This is a genomic window from Pseudomonas sp. BMS12 (genome assembly GCF_001592875.1).
Taxonomy (GTDB): domain Bacteria; phylum Pseudomonadota; class Gammaproteobacteria; order Pseudomonadales; family Pseudomonadaceae; genus Aquipseudomonas.
In genome coordinates this window covers 462,450-478,202 of record NZ_LSOF01000005.1, presented here as the reverse complement: position 1 = coordinate 478,202, position 15,753 = coordinate 462,450, and the positions used below count along the sequence as shown (strand labels likewise).

Sequence of the window (15,753 nt, the reverse complement as noted above, 5' to 3'; positions counted from 1 at the left end):
GTTCGCCGGCAGCCGTCAGGCCACCGCCACCACGTCGAGGATGCGCTGGATCACGCGGTCCTGGTCGATGCCGGCGGCTTCGGCCTCGAACGACAGGATGATGCGGTGGCGCAGCACGTCGAACAGCACGGCCTGGATGTCCTCGGGGCTGACGAAGTCGCGGCCGGCCAGCCAGGCGTGGGCACGGGCGCAGCGGTCGAGGGCGATGGAGCCGCGCGGGCTGGCGCCATAGGCGATCCACTCGGCCAGTTCGGCGTCGTGCTTGGCCGGGGTGCGGGTGGCCATCACCAGCTGTACCAGGTATTCCTCCACGGCGTCGGCCATGTACAGACCTAGGATTTCCTGGCGTGCGGCGAAGATCGCCTGCTGGCTCACGCGCTGTTCCGGCTTGGCCTCGCCGTGCAGAGCGTCGCCACGGGCCTGGGCGAGGATCTTGCGCTCCACGCTGGCGTCCGGGAAACCGATCTTCACATGCATCAGGAAGCGGTCGAGCTGGGCTTCGGGCAGCGGATAGGTGCCTTCCTGCTCGATGGGGTTCTGCGTGGCCATGACCAGGAACAGCGGCGACAGGTCGTAGGTGCTGCGACCAATCGACACCTGGCGCTCGGCCATGGCTTCGAGCAGCGCCGACTGCACTTTGGCCGGCGCGCGGTTGATTTCGTCGGCCAGCACTAGGTTGTGGAAGATCGGCCCTTGCTGGAACACGAAACTGCCGGTCTCCGGGCGGTAGATCTCGGTGCCGGTGATGTCGGCGGGCAGCAGGTCGGGGGTGAACTGGATGCGGTGAAACTCCGCCTCCAGGCCTTCGGCGAGTTCCTTGATGGCCTTGGTCTTGGCCAGGCCTGGCGCCCCTTCGACCAGCATGTGGCCGTCGGCCAGCAGGGCGATCAGCAGGCGTTCGATGAGTTTTTCCTGGCCGAGGATCTGGCTGCCGAGAAATTGCCGCAGCGCGAGAAGCGCCTCACGATGTTCCATCGAGATGGTTCCTGGAAAGGGACTGACTGGGCGCCGAATACACCCGTTCGGGTTGGCAACTTTACTGCATTGGCTGCGTCTCGACTAACCCTTCATCCAGGGAATGAGTGGCACCGCGCAGTGCCTGTCAGCGGCTTCTGAAGACCGCAGGCGCGTCCTCTAGTTCAGCCAGGTCGAGCTCCAGTAGAAGTTGCTCGTGTTCGATCAGCACGCCGACAGTGAAAGCCCCCCAGGCCTTCAGGCGCAGCTCGATGATGCCGCTGGGCGGCGTGTCGATGCTGATGCGCTGACGGGCAAAGGTGGGGTGCAGAAAGATTTCCACCGGGCCGCTCAGCGGCTGGCGTGGATTGGTCGAACTCAGGTGCAGGTGGACGAGGAACCAGTCCTCGCTGCCGGCAAAGGGTTCGACGCGGGCACTGAGGCGGCGCTGGTCGCGTTCGGCAAGGCCGCCGAACTGACCTTTCCAGGGGTCGTCGGCGATTGGGCCGGGCTCGATGTGTGGGCGCTCCAGCACCTGCTCGGTGCCCGCTGGCTCGGCCTGGGGCTGGCCCAGGCCAAAGCGTGCGGCATCCTCGGCGACTTCGGCCGTTTGCTTGGCCTGCTCGGCGATCTCGCGGATCTGCTCGAACTCGACCTTGAGGTCGCCAAAGGCGAAGGTCTTGGCCTGGCGCAGCAGGAGCAGGGCGCCGGCGCTGCAGAGGTAGAGCAGGGTGGTGTCATCGATCCGCTGCAGGATGTCGGCCTTGCTGAACAACATCCGCAGCAGTGCGCCCAGCGCACAGATTGTCGCCAGCAGCATCAGGGCCAAGTCTATCGCGCGTTGTTTGCCGTCCCTGGCCATGTGAGCCTCCGCCGCAGGTTGGTATCTCCGTCAGGCACTTTAGTCCAGAGTTCGGTGGCTGGCCGTGGCGTACGTCCGGTGCGCCGAACAGGCGCACGGCCAGGTAGTAGGCGAAGGCGGGCAGACGCGCCATGCCGGCCTCGCGCAGCATGCGCAGGAACAGCAGATCGGCCTCGTGTTTGGCCACCGGGGCGACGTTGAGATACTGGTACAGGGCGTCGTGGATTAGGCTGGCAGGGTGGGCCAGCGGCCAGAACACTTCGCGCTCGGCCACCTGGCCTTCGTGCAGACCGAGTACGCGGTGGCACTTCTCCCACCAGTCCGGGGTGCCGATGATGGCCAGCCAGTAAAACGGCACCTTGGGCGTGCAGCCGTCCCAGGCGTAAGTTTGGGGACTGGCGAAGTCGTACTGCACTTCGCCGCGCAGCAGGTCGACCCGTGACTGGCCGGGGTTGACCATCAGCAGGCCATCGTGGATCAGCAGCCACTCGCTGTAGAAATAGCGCCCGGCGAACTCCGGGCAGTGGCGCAGGAGGGGCTGGTCGATGAAATTCAGCCAGGGGCCGACATGGTCGCGACAGGGGAAACCCCACTTGGCCTGCTCGCCGGCCAGGGCAGCCTCGGCACGGCGCTGGCGTTCCTTCCGGCCGACCCAGCGCGGCAACAGTACGCCCAGGTAGACCGGTATGCCGGCCCATAGCAGTGGGGCGATCCACGCGGGGTGCAGCCAGGCGGCGAGGCCGAGCAGGGCCAGACCGATGGCGGTGATCAACAGGTTGCCGTAGTGGCGGATCAGCGAGCGGGTGAGATGTGGGTACTGCATGGAATCCCTGCCATCGTGCAATGCGCCCGAACCTTAGCAGCTTGCCGTGTGGCGCGGGAGTCTGGCGCCGGGGTCGTCCGGCAATGAACGAATATGTCGCAGCGCCGCAATCCAGAGCGCCGCGCTATCGCTAAGCTTGCGCGTGACCTTGTGGTCGTTACGCGCACTGGCAGGTTCTACCGATCGCCTAGACTGCTTGGACACAGATCTGCCGTGCGCCCTATCCGGCATCCGACGAATAACAAGCCCAGCGGAGCATCACCATGGCGTTCTTCACCGCGGCCAGCAAAGCCGACTTCCAGCAGCAACTGCAAGCGGTACTGGCTCAGCATCTCGGCGACAAGGCGCTGCAGCAAGTCGCGCTGTTCGCCGAGCAGTTCTTCGGCATCGTATCCCTCGACGAATTGACCCAGCGCCGCCTCAGCGATCTGGCGGGCTGCACCCTGTCTTCCTGGCGCCTGCTGGAGCGCTTCGATAGCGCCAAGCCCGAAGTGCGGGTGTACAACCCCGACTACGAGAAGCACGGCTGGCAGTCGACCCACACGGCCGTCGAAGTGCTGCACCTGGACCAGCCGTTCCTGGTCGACTCGGTGCGCATGGAGCTGAACCGCCGCGGCTACAGCATCCACACCCTGCAGAACAGCGTGTTCAGCGTGAAGCGCAAGAAGAACGGCGAGCGCCAGGAGCTGCTGCCGCGCGGTACCAGCGGCAAGGACATCCAGCAGGAAGCGCTGATGTACCTGGAGATCGATCGCTGTGCCGGCGCCACGGAGTTGCGTGCTCTGGAGAAGGCGCTATACGAGGTGCTGGAGGAAGTGCGCCTGGCCGTTTCCGACTTCTCCCCGATGAAGGCCAAGGCCGAGCAACTGCTGGCCTGGCTGGACAAGGCCAAGCTCAAGGTCGAGGCCGCCGAGCTGGAGGAGATCAAGACCTTCCTCGCCTGGCTGCTGGACAACCATTTCACCTTCCTCGGCTACGAGGAATTCACCGTGGTCGAGGAGAAGGACGGCGGCCACCTGGTGTATGACGAGGGTTCCCTGCTGGGCCTGTCGCGCCGTCTGCGTACCGGCCTGAAGAAGGACGAACTGCATATCGAGAAGGAGGCCATCGACTACCTGCGCGAGCCGCAGCTGCTGTCCTTCGCCAAGGCCGCCACGCCGAGCCGCGTGCATCGCCCGGCCTATCCGGACTTCGTCTCCATTCGCGAGCTGGATGCCAAGGGCAAGGTGGTCAAGGAGTGCCGCTTCATGGGCCTGTACACCTCCTCGGTGTATGCCCAGAGCGTCAACCGCATCCCCTATATCCGCCGCAAGGTCGACGAGATCGCCCAGCGTTCCGGCTTCGATCGCCAGGCCCACCTGGGCAAGGAGCTTGAACAGGTATTGGAGGTGCTGCCGCGCGACGACCTGTTCCAGACGCCGGTCGACGACCTGTTCAACACCGCCATCGCCATCGTGCAGATCCAGGAGCGCAACAAGCTGCGCCTGTTTATCCGCCGCGATCCATACGGCCGTTTCGCCTACTGCCTGGCCTACGTGCCGCGCGACGTGTACTCCACCGAAACGCGGGTGAAGATCCAGCAGATCCTCATGGAGCGCCTGGGCGCCAGTGATTGCGAGTTCTGGACCTACTTCTCCGAGTCGGTGCTGGCACGGGTGCAGTTCATCCTCAAGGTGGACCCGAAGAACCGCGTGCCGATCGACCAGGCGCGCATCGAGAAGGAAGTGGTGCAGGCCTGCCGCTCGTGGAAGGACGACTACGCCAGCCTGGTGGTCGAGAGCTTCGGCGAGGCCCAGGGCACCCAGGTGCTGGCCGACTTCCCGCAGGGCTTCCCGGCCGGCTACCGCGAGCGTTTCGCCCCGCACTCGGCGGTGGTGGACATGCAGCACCTGTTCAGTCTGTCCGAGCAGCGCCCGCTGGTGATGAGCTTCTACCAGCCGCTGGCCCAGGCCGAGAGCGAGTTGCACTGCAAGCTGTACCACGCCGACACGCCGCTGCCGCTGTCCGACGTGCTGCCGATTCTGGAGAATCTCGGCCTGCGCGTGCTTGGCGAGTTCCCCTACAAGCTGCGCCGCGAGGACGGTCGTGAGTTCTGGATTCACGACTTCGCCTTCACCGCCGCCGAAGGCGTCAGTGTCGACATCCAGCAGCTCAACGACACCCTGCAGGAAGCCTTCGTGCAGATCGTCGGTGGCGCCGCCGAGAACGACGGCTTCAACCGCCTGGTGCTGACGGCCTCCATGCCCTGGCGCGATGTGGCGCTGCTGCGCGCCTACGCCCGCTACCTCAAGCAGATTCGCCTGGGCTTCGACCTGAGCTACATCGCGGCGACCCTGGTCAACCATGCCGATATCGCCAAGGAACTCGTGCGCCTGTTCCGCACCCGCTTCTACCTGGCGCGCAAGCTCACCGCCGAGGACCTGGAAGACAAGCAGCAGAAGCTGGAGCAGGCGATTCTCGCCGCCCTGGACAACGTTGCAGTGCTCAACGAGGACCGCATCCTGCGGCGCTACCTGGACCTGATCAAGGCAACCCTGCGCACCAATTTCTACCAGCCGGGCGAGGGCGGCCAGGCCAAGCACTATTTCAGCTTCAAGATCAGCCCACGGCTGATTCCGGATATTCCGCGGCCGGTGCCCAAGTTCGAAATCTTCGTCTACTGCCCGCGCGTCGAGGGCGTGCACCTGCGCTTCGGCGACGTCGCCCGCGGCGGCCTGCGCTGGTCCGACCGCGAGGAGGACTTCCGTACCGAAGTGCTCGGCCTGGTCAAGGCGCAGCAGGTGAAGAACGCGGTGATCGTGCCGATGGGCGCCAAGGGCGGCTTCATCCCGCGCAAGCTGCCGCTGGGTGGCACCCGTGACGAGATCCAGGCCGAGGGCATCGCCTGTTACCGCATCTTCATCAGCGGCCTGCTGGATGTCACCGACAACCTCAAGGACGGCCAGGTGGTACCGCCGGAAGGCGTGGTGCGCCACGACGCCGACGACCCCTACCTGGTGGTGGCCGCGGACAAGGGCACCGCGACCTTCTCCGATATCGCCAACGGCATTGCTGAGGAATATGGCTTCTGGCTGGGCGACGCGTTCGCCTCCGGCGGCTCGGCCGGCTACGACCACAAGGGCATGGGCATCACCGCCAAGGGCGGCTGGGTCAGCGTGCAGCGCCACTTCCGTGAGCGCGGCATCGACGTGCAGCAGGATCACACCACGGTGATCGGCATCGGCGACATGGCCGGCGACGTGTTCGGCAACGGCCTGCTGCTGTCGGACAAGTTGCAGCTGGTGGCCGCCTTCAACCACCTGCACATCTTCATCGACCCCAACCCGGATGCGGCCAAGAGCTTCGTTGAGCGCCAGCGCCTGTTCGCCCTGCCACGCTCGTCCTGGGCCGATTACGACAGCAAGCTGATTTCCGAAGGTGGCGGCATCTTCCTGCGCAGCGCCAAGAGCATCGCCATCAGCCCGCAGATGAAGGAGCGCTTCGATATCAGCGCCGACAAGCTGGCGCCCAACGAGTTGCTCAATGCCCTGCTCAAGGCGCCGGTCGACCTGCTGTGGAACGGCGGTATCGGCACCTACGTCAAGTCCAGCAAGGAAAGCCACGGCGATGTCGGCGACAAGGCCAACGATGGCCTGCGGGTCAATGGCAACGAGCTGCGCGCCAAGGTCGTGGGCGAGGGCGGTAACCTCGGCATGACCCAGCTGGGCCGGGTGGAGTACGGCCTCAATGGCGGCGCCAGCAACACCGACTTCATCGACAACGCCGGTGGCGTGGACTGCTCCGACCATGAGGTGAACATCAAGATCCTGCTCGGCGAGATCGTCTCCGCCGGCGACATGACCGGCAAGCAGCGCAACAAGCTGCTGGCCGACATGACCGACGATGTCGGCAGCCTGGTGCTGGGCAACAACTACAAGCAGACCCAAGCCCTGTCCCTGGCCGAACGCCGCGCTCGCGAGCGTCTGCCGGAGTACAAGCGCCTGATGGCCGCGCTGGAAGCGGCCGGCAAGCTGGACCGTGCCCTGGAGTTCCTGCCCGGTGACGACGAGCTCAACGAGCGCGCCGCCAACGGTCGCGGCCTGACCCGGCCGGAACTGTCGGTGCTGATCTCCTACAGCAAGATCGACCTCAAGGAAGCGCTGCTCAAATCCCGCGTACCGGACGATGACTACCTGGCCCGCGAGATGGAGACCGCCTTCCCGGCGCGCCTGACGCAGAAGTTCGCCGAAGCCATGGGCCGTCACCGCCTGAAGCGCGAGATCGTCAGCACGCAGATCGCCAACGACCTGGTCAACCACATGGGCATCACCTTCGTGCAGCGCCTGAAGGAGTCCACCGGCATGAGCGCGGCTAATGTCGCCGGCGCCTATGTCATTGTGCGCGACGTGTTCCGCCTGCCGCACTGGTGGCAGCAGATCGAGGCGCTGGACTACAAGGTGCCGGCCGAGCTGCAACTGGCGCTGATGGACGAGCTAATGCGCCTGGGCCGCCGGGCTACCCGCTGGTTCCTGCGCAGCCGTCGCGACGATTTGGACGCCGCCCGCGATGTCGGTCACTTCGGCCCGCGCGTCGCTGCCCTGGCCGGACGCCTGGACGAACTGCTGGAAGGCCCGGCCCGTGAGCAGTGGCTGGCGCGCTACCAGAGCTTCGTCGAAGCCGGCGCGCCGGAGGAGCTGGCCCGCGTGGTGGCCGGCACCAGCCACCTGTACACCCTGCTGCCGATCATCGAAGCTGCCGACGTCACCGGCAAGGATGCCAGCGAAGTGGCCACCGCCTACTTCGCGGTCGGCGATGCCCTGGAGCTGAGCTGGTATCTGCAGCAGATCACCAGCCTGCCGGTGGAGAACAACTGGCAGGCCCTGGCCCGCGAGGCGTTCCGCGATGACCTGGACGGACAGCAGCGCGCCATTACCATCGCCGTGCTGCAGATGGCCGAGGGTCCGAAGGACATCGAGGAGCGGGTGGCCTTCTGGCTGGAACAGCATCGCACCCTGGTCAAGCGCTGGCTGGCCATGCTTGCCGAACTGCGCGGCGCCACCGGTACCGACTACGCCATGTACGCCGTGGCCAATCGCGAGCTGATGGACCTGGCACAGAGCAACAAGCTGGGGCTGAGCGCTTCCTGACGGCCTAAGGCGGCGCTGTCGCCGTTGTGGGAGCGGTTGGGCGGCACTCCGCTTTAGCCGCGATAGTGGGCAACTGGGTGTCGCCTGCATCGCGGCTAAACCGCCCCACGAAAACCTAGCCCATCGTCTGGGCTCGGCGCTGCACATTGCGTCGTAGCAGGGGCCTTGGCCGCGACAAGGGCAGTGCCAATCTGCCCGCCTCGCGGCCAAAGCCGCTCTCACCCAAAGCCCTCCACAGATTACGTGCCGGCACTAGCCGGTCATGCCCACCTCGGTTAGCCTGCTCGAAAGAATAAGTCCGCCAGATCGCGGCAGGTTCCGTGTTCCGGCACGATCCTTGCTCTGGCAAGCGGACAACGGAGAGTAGTCATGACCGACATCCTGATTTTGACCCACGTCGATTATTGTCCTCCGGGCCACCTCGCCACTGTGCTTGAGGCTCAGCAGCTGGATTTCACCGTGTTGCGCGCCGACCTCGGCGAGCTCGACGGCTATGACCTGGATCGTCCCCTCGCGGTGGCGGTGATGGGCGGGCCGATGAGCGTCAACGACCCGCTGCCCTGGATAGCGGCAGAAGTGGCCGCATTGCGGCACTTCATTCATCGTGACATCCCCATCATCGGCCACTGCCTGGGCGGTCAGCTGATCGCCCGCGCCCTGGGTGCGAACGTGCATCGCATGCCCTACACCGAGGCCGGCTGGCAACCCTTGGTGCGCCGCGACACGGCCAGCCCCAGCCCCTGGTTGGCGCATTTGCCCAGTGAGTTCCCGGTGTTCCAGTGGCATGGCGACACCTTTGCCCTGCCTGCTGGCGCCGAATGGCTACTGTCCAGCCCCTGGTGTCCGAACCAGGGCTTCGCCTGGGGCAACAAGGTGCTGGCCCTGCAGGGCCATCCCGAAGTCACCACCGAGATAGTGGAGCTGTGGTTGCGCGACTGGTCACACCTGCTCGACGAAACCCAGGCCAGCCAACAGGGCCTGAACCAGATGCTCGCCGACCTGCCCAGCCGGGTCGCCGCGCTTAACTGGGTGGCAGAAGGGCTTTACCGGCACTGGCTCAACCTGGCCTTTGGCGAACCCGCGATAGCTTGCGCCGGTTAACTCTATCTCTAGTGGGAGCGGCTTAAGCCGCGATAGGGGCAGCTACTGTTCCGCCTGCCTCGCGGCTAAAGCCGCTCCCACCAGAGCCACGGTGCTCGCCGTCTGGGCGCAGTGGGCGTCACTCCGTCTTGGCCGCGATGCTTCTGCACGGCCTGAATCCCGTCCAGTCCCCCCTACAGCGCAATGACAGACCGCGCCGGCTTTCCACTCGACATAAAAAGCCCGCCCGAAGTCGAGCGGCCAGCAGGCGTGGTCGACCAAAAGGCGAGGGCCGATCGGGCGAGATGGCAGGCTTGATGAGCCATCACCTGGATGCGGCGCAGCCTGCGCAGCGGCTATCGTCGCGGCAAGTCGAGACTGCCTATCCCGTCGGTCACCAGGCTGCCACGCGCTGGGGCGTGCCCCATTCGGGGGCCTGGCAAAGCGCCCCGAACTGGTGCGATAGTCATCTGCTATTTACTTAAGCTATTGAATTAAAACGATAAAAAATCGTGGCACGGCCCTTGCGATGCCTCTCTTGTCCGGGTGACAAGGAGCCACGGCATGCCCCGCACTTTTTTTGATGAGATGAACGACGCGAGCGGCGCAGTCCGTTCGCACTATCGAGAGTTTGCCCGCTGGCTGGCGGATACGCCGGCCGAGTTGCAGGCGCAGCGTCGTCGTGAGGCCGATCTGCTGTTCCATCGGGCCGGCATCACCTTCACCCTCTACGGGGACGAGCAGGGCACCGAGCGCCTGATCCCCTTCGACACCATCCCGCGCAGCATCCCCGCCAGCGAATGGCGCATCGTCGAGGCTGGCTGTATCCAGCGCGTACAGGCGTTGAACATGTTCCTCGCCGACCTCTACCACGATCAGCGCATCCTCAAGGCCGGCATCATTCCGCCCGAGCAGGTGCTGGCCAACGAAGGTTACCAATTGGCCATGCAGGGCCTCGACCTGCACCGCGACATCTACGCGCACATCGCCGGGGTCGACCTGGTGCGCGACGGCGACGGCACCTACTACGTGCTGGAAGACAACCTGCGCACACCCAGCGGCGTCAGCTACATGCTGGAAGACCGCAAGATGATGATGCGCCTGTTCCCCGAGCTGTTCGCCATGCAGCGCGTGGCGCCCATCGATCACTACCCGAGCCTGCTGCTCGACACCCTGAAAAGCTCCAGCCCGCTGGACAATCCCAACGTCGTGGTACTGACGCCGGGGCGCTTCAACAGTGCTTATTTCGAGCACGCCTTCCTTGCCCGCGAGATGGGCGTGGAGCTGGTGGAAGGCGCCGACCTGCTGGTGCGCGACGACAAGGTGTTCATGCGCACCACCTCCGGGCCGCAGCCGGTGGACGTGATCTACCGGCGCCTGGACGACGCCTTCCTCGATCCGCTGGCCTTCAACCCAGACTCCATGCTCGGCGTACCCGGACTGCTGGCTGCCTATCGCTGCGGCAACGTGATTCTGGCCAATGCGGTGGGGACCGGGGTGGCCGATGACAAGTCGGTCTATCCCTATGTCGGCGACATGATCCGTTTCTATCTGGACGAGGAGCCGATCCTCAAGAACGTGCCCACCTGGCAGTGCCGCAAGCCCGAGGAGTTGTCCCACGTGCTGGCCAACCTGCCCGAGCTGGTGGTCAAGGAAACCCAGGGCTCCGGTGGCTACGGCATGCTGGTCGGTCCGGCCGCCAGCAAGGCCGAGATCGAGGCCTTCCGCGCCCGCCTCAAGGCCCGCCCCGAGGCCTACATCGCCCAGCCCACGCTGAGCCTGTCGACCTGCCCGACCTTCGTCGAGAATGGCATCGCGCCCCGCCACATCGACCTGCGTCCGTTCGTTCTTTCCGGTCGCGAAACGCGTCTGGTACCGGGCGGCCTGACCCGCGTGGCACTGCGCGAGGGCTCGCTGGTGGTCAACTCGTCGCAAGGCGGTGGCACCAAGGACACCTGGGTGGTCGAGGACTAAGGAGGGCAGGGCGTGCCCACGGTAACCGACGGTCACGCCGCCGCTCAGAAATGCGCAACGCTTGGGAGGAGAAGGAGTTTGGTGATCGCCAATGAACAACGAATGATGCCGGGTTGCGCATGTCTGAGCGCGTCCCTTCGGGTTGACGCTGCGGACCACGCATGCGGTGTTGCGGGACTTGGCGAGGGGCTGACCAGCGCCTGCGTCCCGCGCCTAGCCTGCATGGCCCTCAGCGCCAACGTGATCCGCCATTTACCATGAGCACGCCCTGATCATGCTTTCGAGAACTGCCTCCGATCTGTACTGGATGTCGCGCTACCTGGAGCGCGCCGAGAACCTCGCGCGCATGCTCGACGTCAGCTATTCGCTGTCGCTGATGCCCCACGACGGGCGTGGCGACGGCCTCGACGAACTGGCCCTGCCGCTGCTGATCACCGGCACCCTGGACGAATACCTCACGCGCCACGGCCAGCTGCACGCCGAGCGCATGCTGCACTTCTTCGCCCTCGATGCGGAGAACCCGGCCAGCCTCTACTGCTGCCTGCAGGCCGCACGCAGCAGTGCCCACGCCGTACGCGGGCGCATCACCGCAGACATGTGGGAGAACATCAACGCCACCTGGCTGGAGATGCGCGGCATCGCCGCCGAGGGGTTGGGGCGCTACGGCATCAGTCGCTTCTGCGAGTGGGTCAAGGAGCGTTCGCACCTGTTCCGCGGCGCCACCTTCGGCACCATCATGCGTGGCGAGTCCTACCGCTTCATCCGCCTGGGCACCTTCATCGAACGCGCCGACAACACCCTGCGCCTGCTCGATGCACGCTATGAAATGCTCGGCGAGAGCGCCGACGAAGTCAGCGACACCTCGGCCCGTGGCTTCTACGAGTGGAGTGCGCTGCTGCGTGCGCTGTCGTCCTACGAGGCCTTCACCGAGATCTACCGCGGCTCGCCACGCACCCACAAGATCGCCGAACTGCTGCTGCTGCGCCCCGAAGTGCCGCGCTCGCTGCGCGCCTGCATGGAAGAACTCAACCTGATGCTCTCCGGCCTGCCCGGCGAGAACGGTCGCCCGGCGCAACGCCTGGCTGCTGAACTGGATGCGCGCCTGCGCTACACCAGCATCGACGAGGTGCTCGACGAGGGCCTGCATACCTGGCTCACCGATTTCATCCTGCTCGTTAGGCAGTTGGGCAGCGCCATCCACACGTCCTATCTGGAGGTCGTATGAGACTTTCGATCCGCCACGACACCACCTACAACTACGACGACCAGGTGCGCGCGAGCATCCAGTACCTACGCCTGACCCCGCAGGAGAGCGCGCGTCAGCGCGTGATCAGCTGGCAGCTCGACCTGCCGCGCCCGGTGCGCGCCCAGCGCGACCCCTACGGCAATATCCTCCATGTACTGACCATTGACGAACCCCACGAGGCTTTGGTGATCGGCGCGCGCGGCCAGGTGGAGATCGACTCCCACTGCGAGTCCGAGTGCGATACCCGCTCGCCCTTGCCGTACCTGCGTTTCACCCGCCTTACCCAACCCGACGATGCCTTGCGTGCTTTCGCCGAAATCGGCAGCGCCGGGCGCCGCGACCGCGATGGTCTGGTCGCGCTGATGCACGGCCTGCATGAGCAGATGCCCTACAGCCCGGGCTCCACCCAGGTCGACAGCACCGCCGCCGAAGCCTTCGCCGGCCGCGCCGGGGTGTGCCAGGACCATACCCACGCCTTCCTGGCCTGCACCCGCAGCCTGGGCGTACCGTCGCGCTATGTGTCGGGCTACCTCTACACCGAAGACAGCGGCCACCTGGCCAGCCACGCCTGGGCCGAGGCCTGGCTGGGCGATGGTTGGTACAGCTTCGACGTGACCAACCAGCTGGCGCGGCCGGAGCGGCATCTCAAGTTGGCCGTGGGGCTGGATTATCTGGATGCCTGCCCGGTGCGGGGGATGCGCCGGGGAGGGGGCGGGGAGCAGATGCATGCGCGGGTGAATGTGGCAGCGCTGATGCAGACGCAGCAACAGCAGCAGTGAGCTATGGCGCGCGTAGCGCGCTTTGCCCGTAAAGGGTGAGGGGTATGACTTCCGCGGGAGCGGCTAAAGCCGTTTCACCGAAGAAGAATGACAGGTAAAGGCACCGATCCCTGGGGTGACGGTAACAGCGGGGCAGCAAAGGCCTGATATCGTCTTGCTAAGGCTAGTAAGAAGTTTTTTCATTATCTAATGAGGATTATTACCATCTGATCGTTTTACAATGCGGCCGTAACCAATGCTTGCCACGCAATCATGGTGCCCAGTCCCATTGCTAAGACCTGCAGTCAATGTCCAAGAAGTCCCGCTCAAAACTCTGGTTTCTCGTCCATAGCTGGCTGGCGCTGCCGGTCTGGTTCTTTCTGCTGATCATCTGCGTGACCGGCACGCTGGCCACCGTCAGCCAGGAGATCGTCTGGCTGGCCAACCCGGATGTCCGCGCCAGCAAACCGTCGGACGATGCCGAGCGGCTCAGCTATGGCCAGATACTGGCGGCGATCAACCTTGCCGAGCCGCAGCTGGTGGTGCACAGCATCGACCGCCCGGACGAGGATCACTTCGCCCTGACGGCCCGGGTCAGCTACCCGGACGGCAGCTCGCCGACCCTCTACGTCAACCCCTATACCGGGGCGATCCAGGGCGTGAGCCCGCAGTTCGATTTCCGCCAGTTCACCCGTGCCCTGCATGGCTGGTGGCTGGTGCCGTTCACCAACGGCTTCAGCTGGGGTTGGTACCTGGTGTCGCTGACCGGCATCCCGATGCTGCTGTCGCTGATCACCGGGCTGGTGGTCTACAAGCGCTTCTGGCGCGGCTTCTTTACCCCGCGTCTGCGCTTTAACCAGGGCACGCGCATCTTCTGGGGCGACTTCCATCGCCTGTCCGGCATCTGGTCGATCTGGTTCATCGCGGTGATCTCCATCACCGGCATCTGGTTCCTGATCCGCGCGCTGCTGTTCGACTTCCATATCTCCATCTCCACCGAAGGCGTGCCGCCGGTGGTGGCCCGCGAAGAGGTGCCGCTGGCAGCCAGCGCCAAGGAGGTGCCGCGAATCGACCTGGATCAGGCGGTGAGCATCGCCCAAGGCGCCGTACCGAGCCTGGAGGCCAGCTCGATCGACCTGCCCATCTATGCCTATGGCCATATCACCGTGTCGGGGCGCGGCTGGTATCCACTGATGTTCCAGTCGGTGACGGTCAACCCGTACAACGGCGAGATCGACGCCAAGCGCCTGCTCGACGACCGCTCCACCCTGGAATTCGTCACCGAGTCCATGCGTCCGCTGCACGTCGGCGACTTCGGCGGGCTGTGGGTCAAGCTGATCTGGTTCTTCTTCGGTCTGCTGCTGAGCATGATGGTGCTCAGCGGCCTGCTGATCTGGACCAAGCGTACGGCCCATGCCACGGCGGCGCTGGTCAAGCGCGCCGAGCGTGGTCCGCGTCGGAGCAGGGCAGCACCCATCGCCATTGCTGAAGTTTCGGAGGGCCGCCCATGAGCAAGGTTGCAACTGCCCCGACCCCATCGGCGCTGGGCCGCTGGTGGCACAAATGGCGCTTTCATCTGAATGCGCTGCTGATCCTGATCCCGCTGGGCTTCATGCCCAAGTACTTCCAGGACGTGGCGCTGTTCCGTGGCGACAGCGGCCTCGGTGAGCGCGAAGTCGGCGAGGTGCAGGTCGGCCCCTGGAGCCTGCGTCTGGCCGAGTTCCGCAACATGGCGCCGCAGCTGGAAGGTCCGGCCGGTTACATGAAGGCCTTCAATGCGGCGCTGTGCCAGGGCTGTGGCGATCAGGTCAAGGCCACCTATCTGCGCATCGGCAAGCCGCGCAGCCTGCGCGCCGCCGGCGGCCTGTTCTTCGGCAGCCCCTATCGCATGGGCGCGAACATTCCCGTGCCGCCGCGCACCAAGCCCGATGCCGAGCTGTGGATCACCGCCGAAGGTTGGGACGGCACGGTGCATCAGGCATCCATTCCGCTGGCCGAGGCCTCACCCGCGACCGTCGCCTGGCTGAAACAACAAGGAGGCAAACCATGATCCGTACTTTCCGCGTTGGCCTGTTGCTGCTCGGCAGTGGGCTGTCCTCTCTGGTCTGGGCGCATAACCCGATCTGCGAGTGCGAACCTGCGGCGAGCGATGAAGTCGTCTGTACCGGTGGTTTCTCCGACGGCAGCGGTGCGCCCGGCGTGACCCTGGATGTGATCAGCTACGACGAAGAAGTGCTGGTGCCCGGCAAGCTCGGCGACGACTCCAAGCTTCGCTTCAAACGCCCGGACGGCGAGTTCTACGTGCTGTTCGACGCCGGCCCCGGCCATGTGGTGGAAATCGACCACACGGAAATCGAAACGCCATGACCACCCAGGTAGTGCGTCCGGCCGGTGCCGGCCATGAGAGCCTGCAGGTACTGCTGCTCAGCCTGGTGATCCTGTTGGTTGCCGGTCTGGTGGTGATGCTGCGCAGCGAGAAGGATGAACAGCACAGCGTCGCCAGCCATCAGCTTGATGCCCGCCGCGATCTCAACGCGGCGGAGCAGGGCATCCACACCGACCTCAGCGTGGCGCTCGACGAGATCCGCCTGCTGCAGGAAGAGCAACAGGCCCTGCCCAGCCCCGAGCTGCTCGCCGAAGAAACCCTGCCGCCCTTTACCGACGATGCCAGTGCACTCAAGCGCGGCGCCCATCACTGGCAGCTGCTGCAGCTGGGCGACCAGGTGGTGTACCTGGGGCTGAGCGGTGACGCCAGCGTAGCCGGCTCCTTCCTGCTGTTTCCGGCTCACGAGGGCTTCGATGTGTGGCTCAACCGCAGCCCGAGCGCGGCCGCGCCGACCGATCTGCAGGCCACCGCCCTGACCGCGGCCGGCTGGAAGCAGGTCGCCGTGCAATACGACGCCGGGGTGACCCGCGAGCATCGTCACTGA

General features: G+C 65.3%; 12 protein-coding genes. 9 read left to right on the top strand and 3 right to left on the bottom strand.

Annotated elements, in window-relative coordinates; genetic code table 11:
• Positions 1-15 precede the first annotated feature (15 nt).
• The 3 genes from AYB31_RS05610 to AYB31_RS05600 all read right to left on the bottom strand — a co-directional run bounded on the left by AYB31_RS05610 (position 16) and on the right by AYB31_RS05600 (position 2,639).
• Positions 16-975 (bottom strand): AAA family ATPase, encoded by a 960-nt coding sequence (locus AYB31_RS05610; protein ID WP_068826602.1) that lies wholly within the window; start codon positions 973-975, stop codon positions 16-18.
• A gap of 127 nt (positions 976-1,102) precedes the next feature.
• Complete coding sequence (locus AYB31_RS05605; RefSeq protein WP_068826601.1) at positions 1,103-1,732, bottom strand: pYEATS domain-containing protein; 630 nt, start codon at positions 1,730-1,732, stop codon at positions 1,103-1,105.
• Positions 1,692-2,639: a DUF1353 domain-containing protein gene (locus AYB31_RS05600; RefSeq protein ID WP_068826599.1), complete on the bottom strand. Its 948-nt coding sequence runs from the start codon at positions 2,637-2,639 to the stop codon at positions 1,692-1,694. The genes AYB31_RS05605 and AYB31_RS05600 overlap by 41 nt, the downstream gene beginning before the upstream one ends.
• 263 nt (positions 2,640-2,902) lie before the next feature.
• Here AYB31_RS05600 and AYB31_RS05595 point away from each other — a divergent pair, with 263 nt between their 5' ends.
• The 9 genes from AYB31_RS05595 to AYB31_RS05555 all read left to right on the top strand — a co-directional run bounded on the left by AYB31_RS05595 (position 2,903) and on the right by AYB31_RS05555 (position 15,753).
• Positions 2,903-7,765: an NAD-glutamate dehydrogenase gene (locus AYB31_RS05595; RefSeq protein ID WP_068826597.1), complete on the top strand. Its 4,863-nt coding sequence runs from the start codon at positions 2,903-2,905 to the stop codon at positions 7,763-7,765.
• A gap of 369 nt (positions 7,766-8,134) precedes the next feature.
• Positions 8,135-8,866, top strand: a complete 732-nt coding sequence (locus AYB31_RS05590) for a type 1 glutamine amidotransferase (RefSeq protein WP_068826595.1) — start codon at positions 8,135-8,137, stop codon at positions 8,864-8,866.
• Positions 8,867-9,409: 543 nt separating this feature from the next.
• The gene (locus AYB31_RS05585; RefSeq protein ID WP_068826593.1) at positions 9,410-10,819 is read left to right on the top strand and encodes a circularly permuted type 2 ATP-grasp protein; all 1,410 of its coding nucleotides are present in this window, start codon (positions 9,410-9,412) and stop codon (positions 10,817-10,819) included.
• A 274-nt stretch (positions 10,820-11,093) separates the two neighbouring features.
• The gene (locus tag AYB31_RS05580) at positions 11,094-12,044 is read left to right on the top strand and encodes an alpha-E domain-containing protein (protein ID WP_068826591.1); all 951 of its coding nucleotides are present in this window, start codon (positions 11,094-11,096) and stop codon (positions 12,042-12,044) included.
• Entirely contained in the window at positions 12,041-12,844 is an 804-nt protein-coding gene (locus AYB31_RS05575) for a transglutaminase family protein (RefSeq protein WP_068826589.1), read from the top strand. The genes AYB31_RS05580 and AYB31_RS05575 overlap by 4 nt, the downstream gene beginning before the upstream one ends.
• Before the next feature lie 287 nt (positions 12,845-13,131).
• A complete protein-coding gene (locus tag AYB31_RS05570; protein WP_068826587.1) occupies positions 13,132-14,334 on the top strand; it encodes a PepSY-associated TM helix domain-containing protein in 1,203 nt (400 codons plus the stop codon).
• Positions 14,331-14,873 (top strand): thiamine pyrophosphate-binding protein, encoded by a 543-nt coding sequence (locus tag AYB31_RS05565; RefSeq protein ID WP_068826585.1) that lies wholly within the window; start codon positions 14,331-14,333, stop codon positions 14,871-14,873. Before AYB31_RS05570 ends, AYB31_RS05565 begins: the two co-directional genes overlap by 4 nt.
• Entirely contained in the window at positions 14,870-15,190 is a 321-nt protein-coding gene (locus AYB31_RS05560; RefSeq protein ID WP_068826583.1) for a hypothetical protein, read from the top strand. Before AYB31_RS05565 ends, AYB31_RS05560 begins: the two co-directional genes overlap by 4 nt.
• Positions 15,187-15,753, top strand: coding sequence for a DUF6162 family protein (locus tag AYB31_RS05555; RefSeq protein ID WP_068826580.1), 567 nt, complete (start codon positions 15,187-15,189; stop codon positions 15,751-15,753). Before AYB31_RS05560 ends, AYB31_RS05555 begins: the two co-directional genes overlap by 4 nt.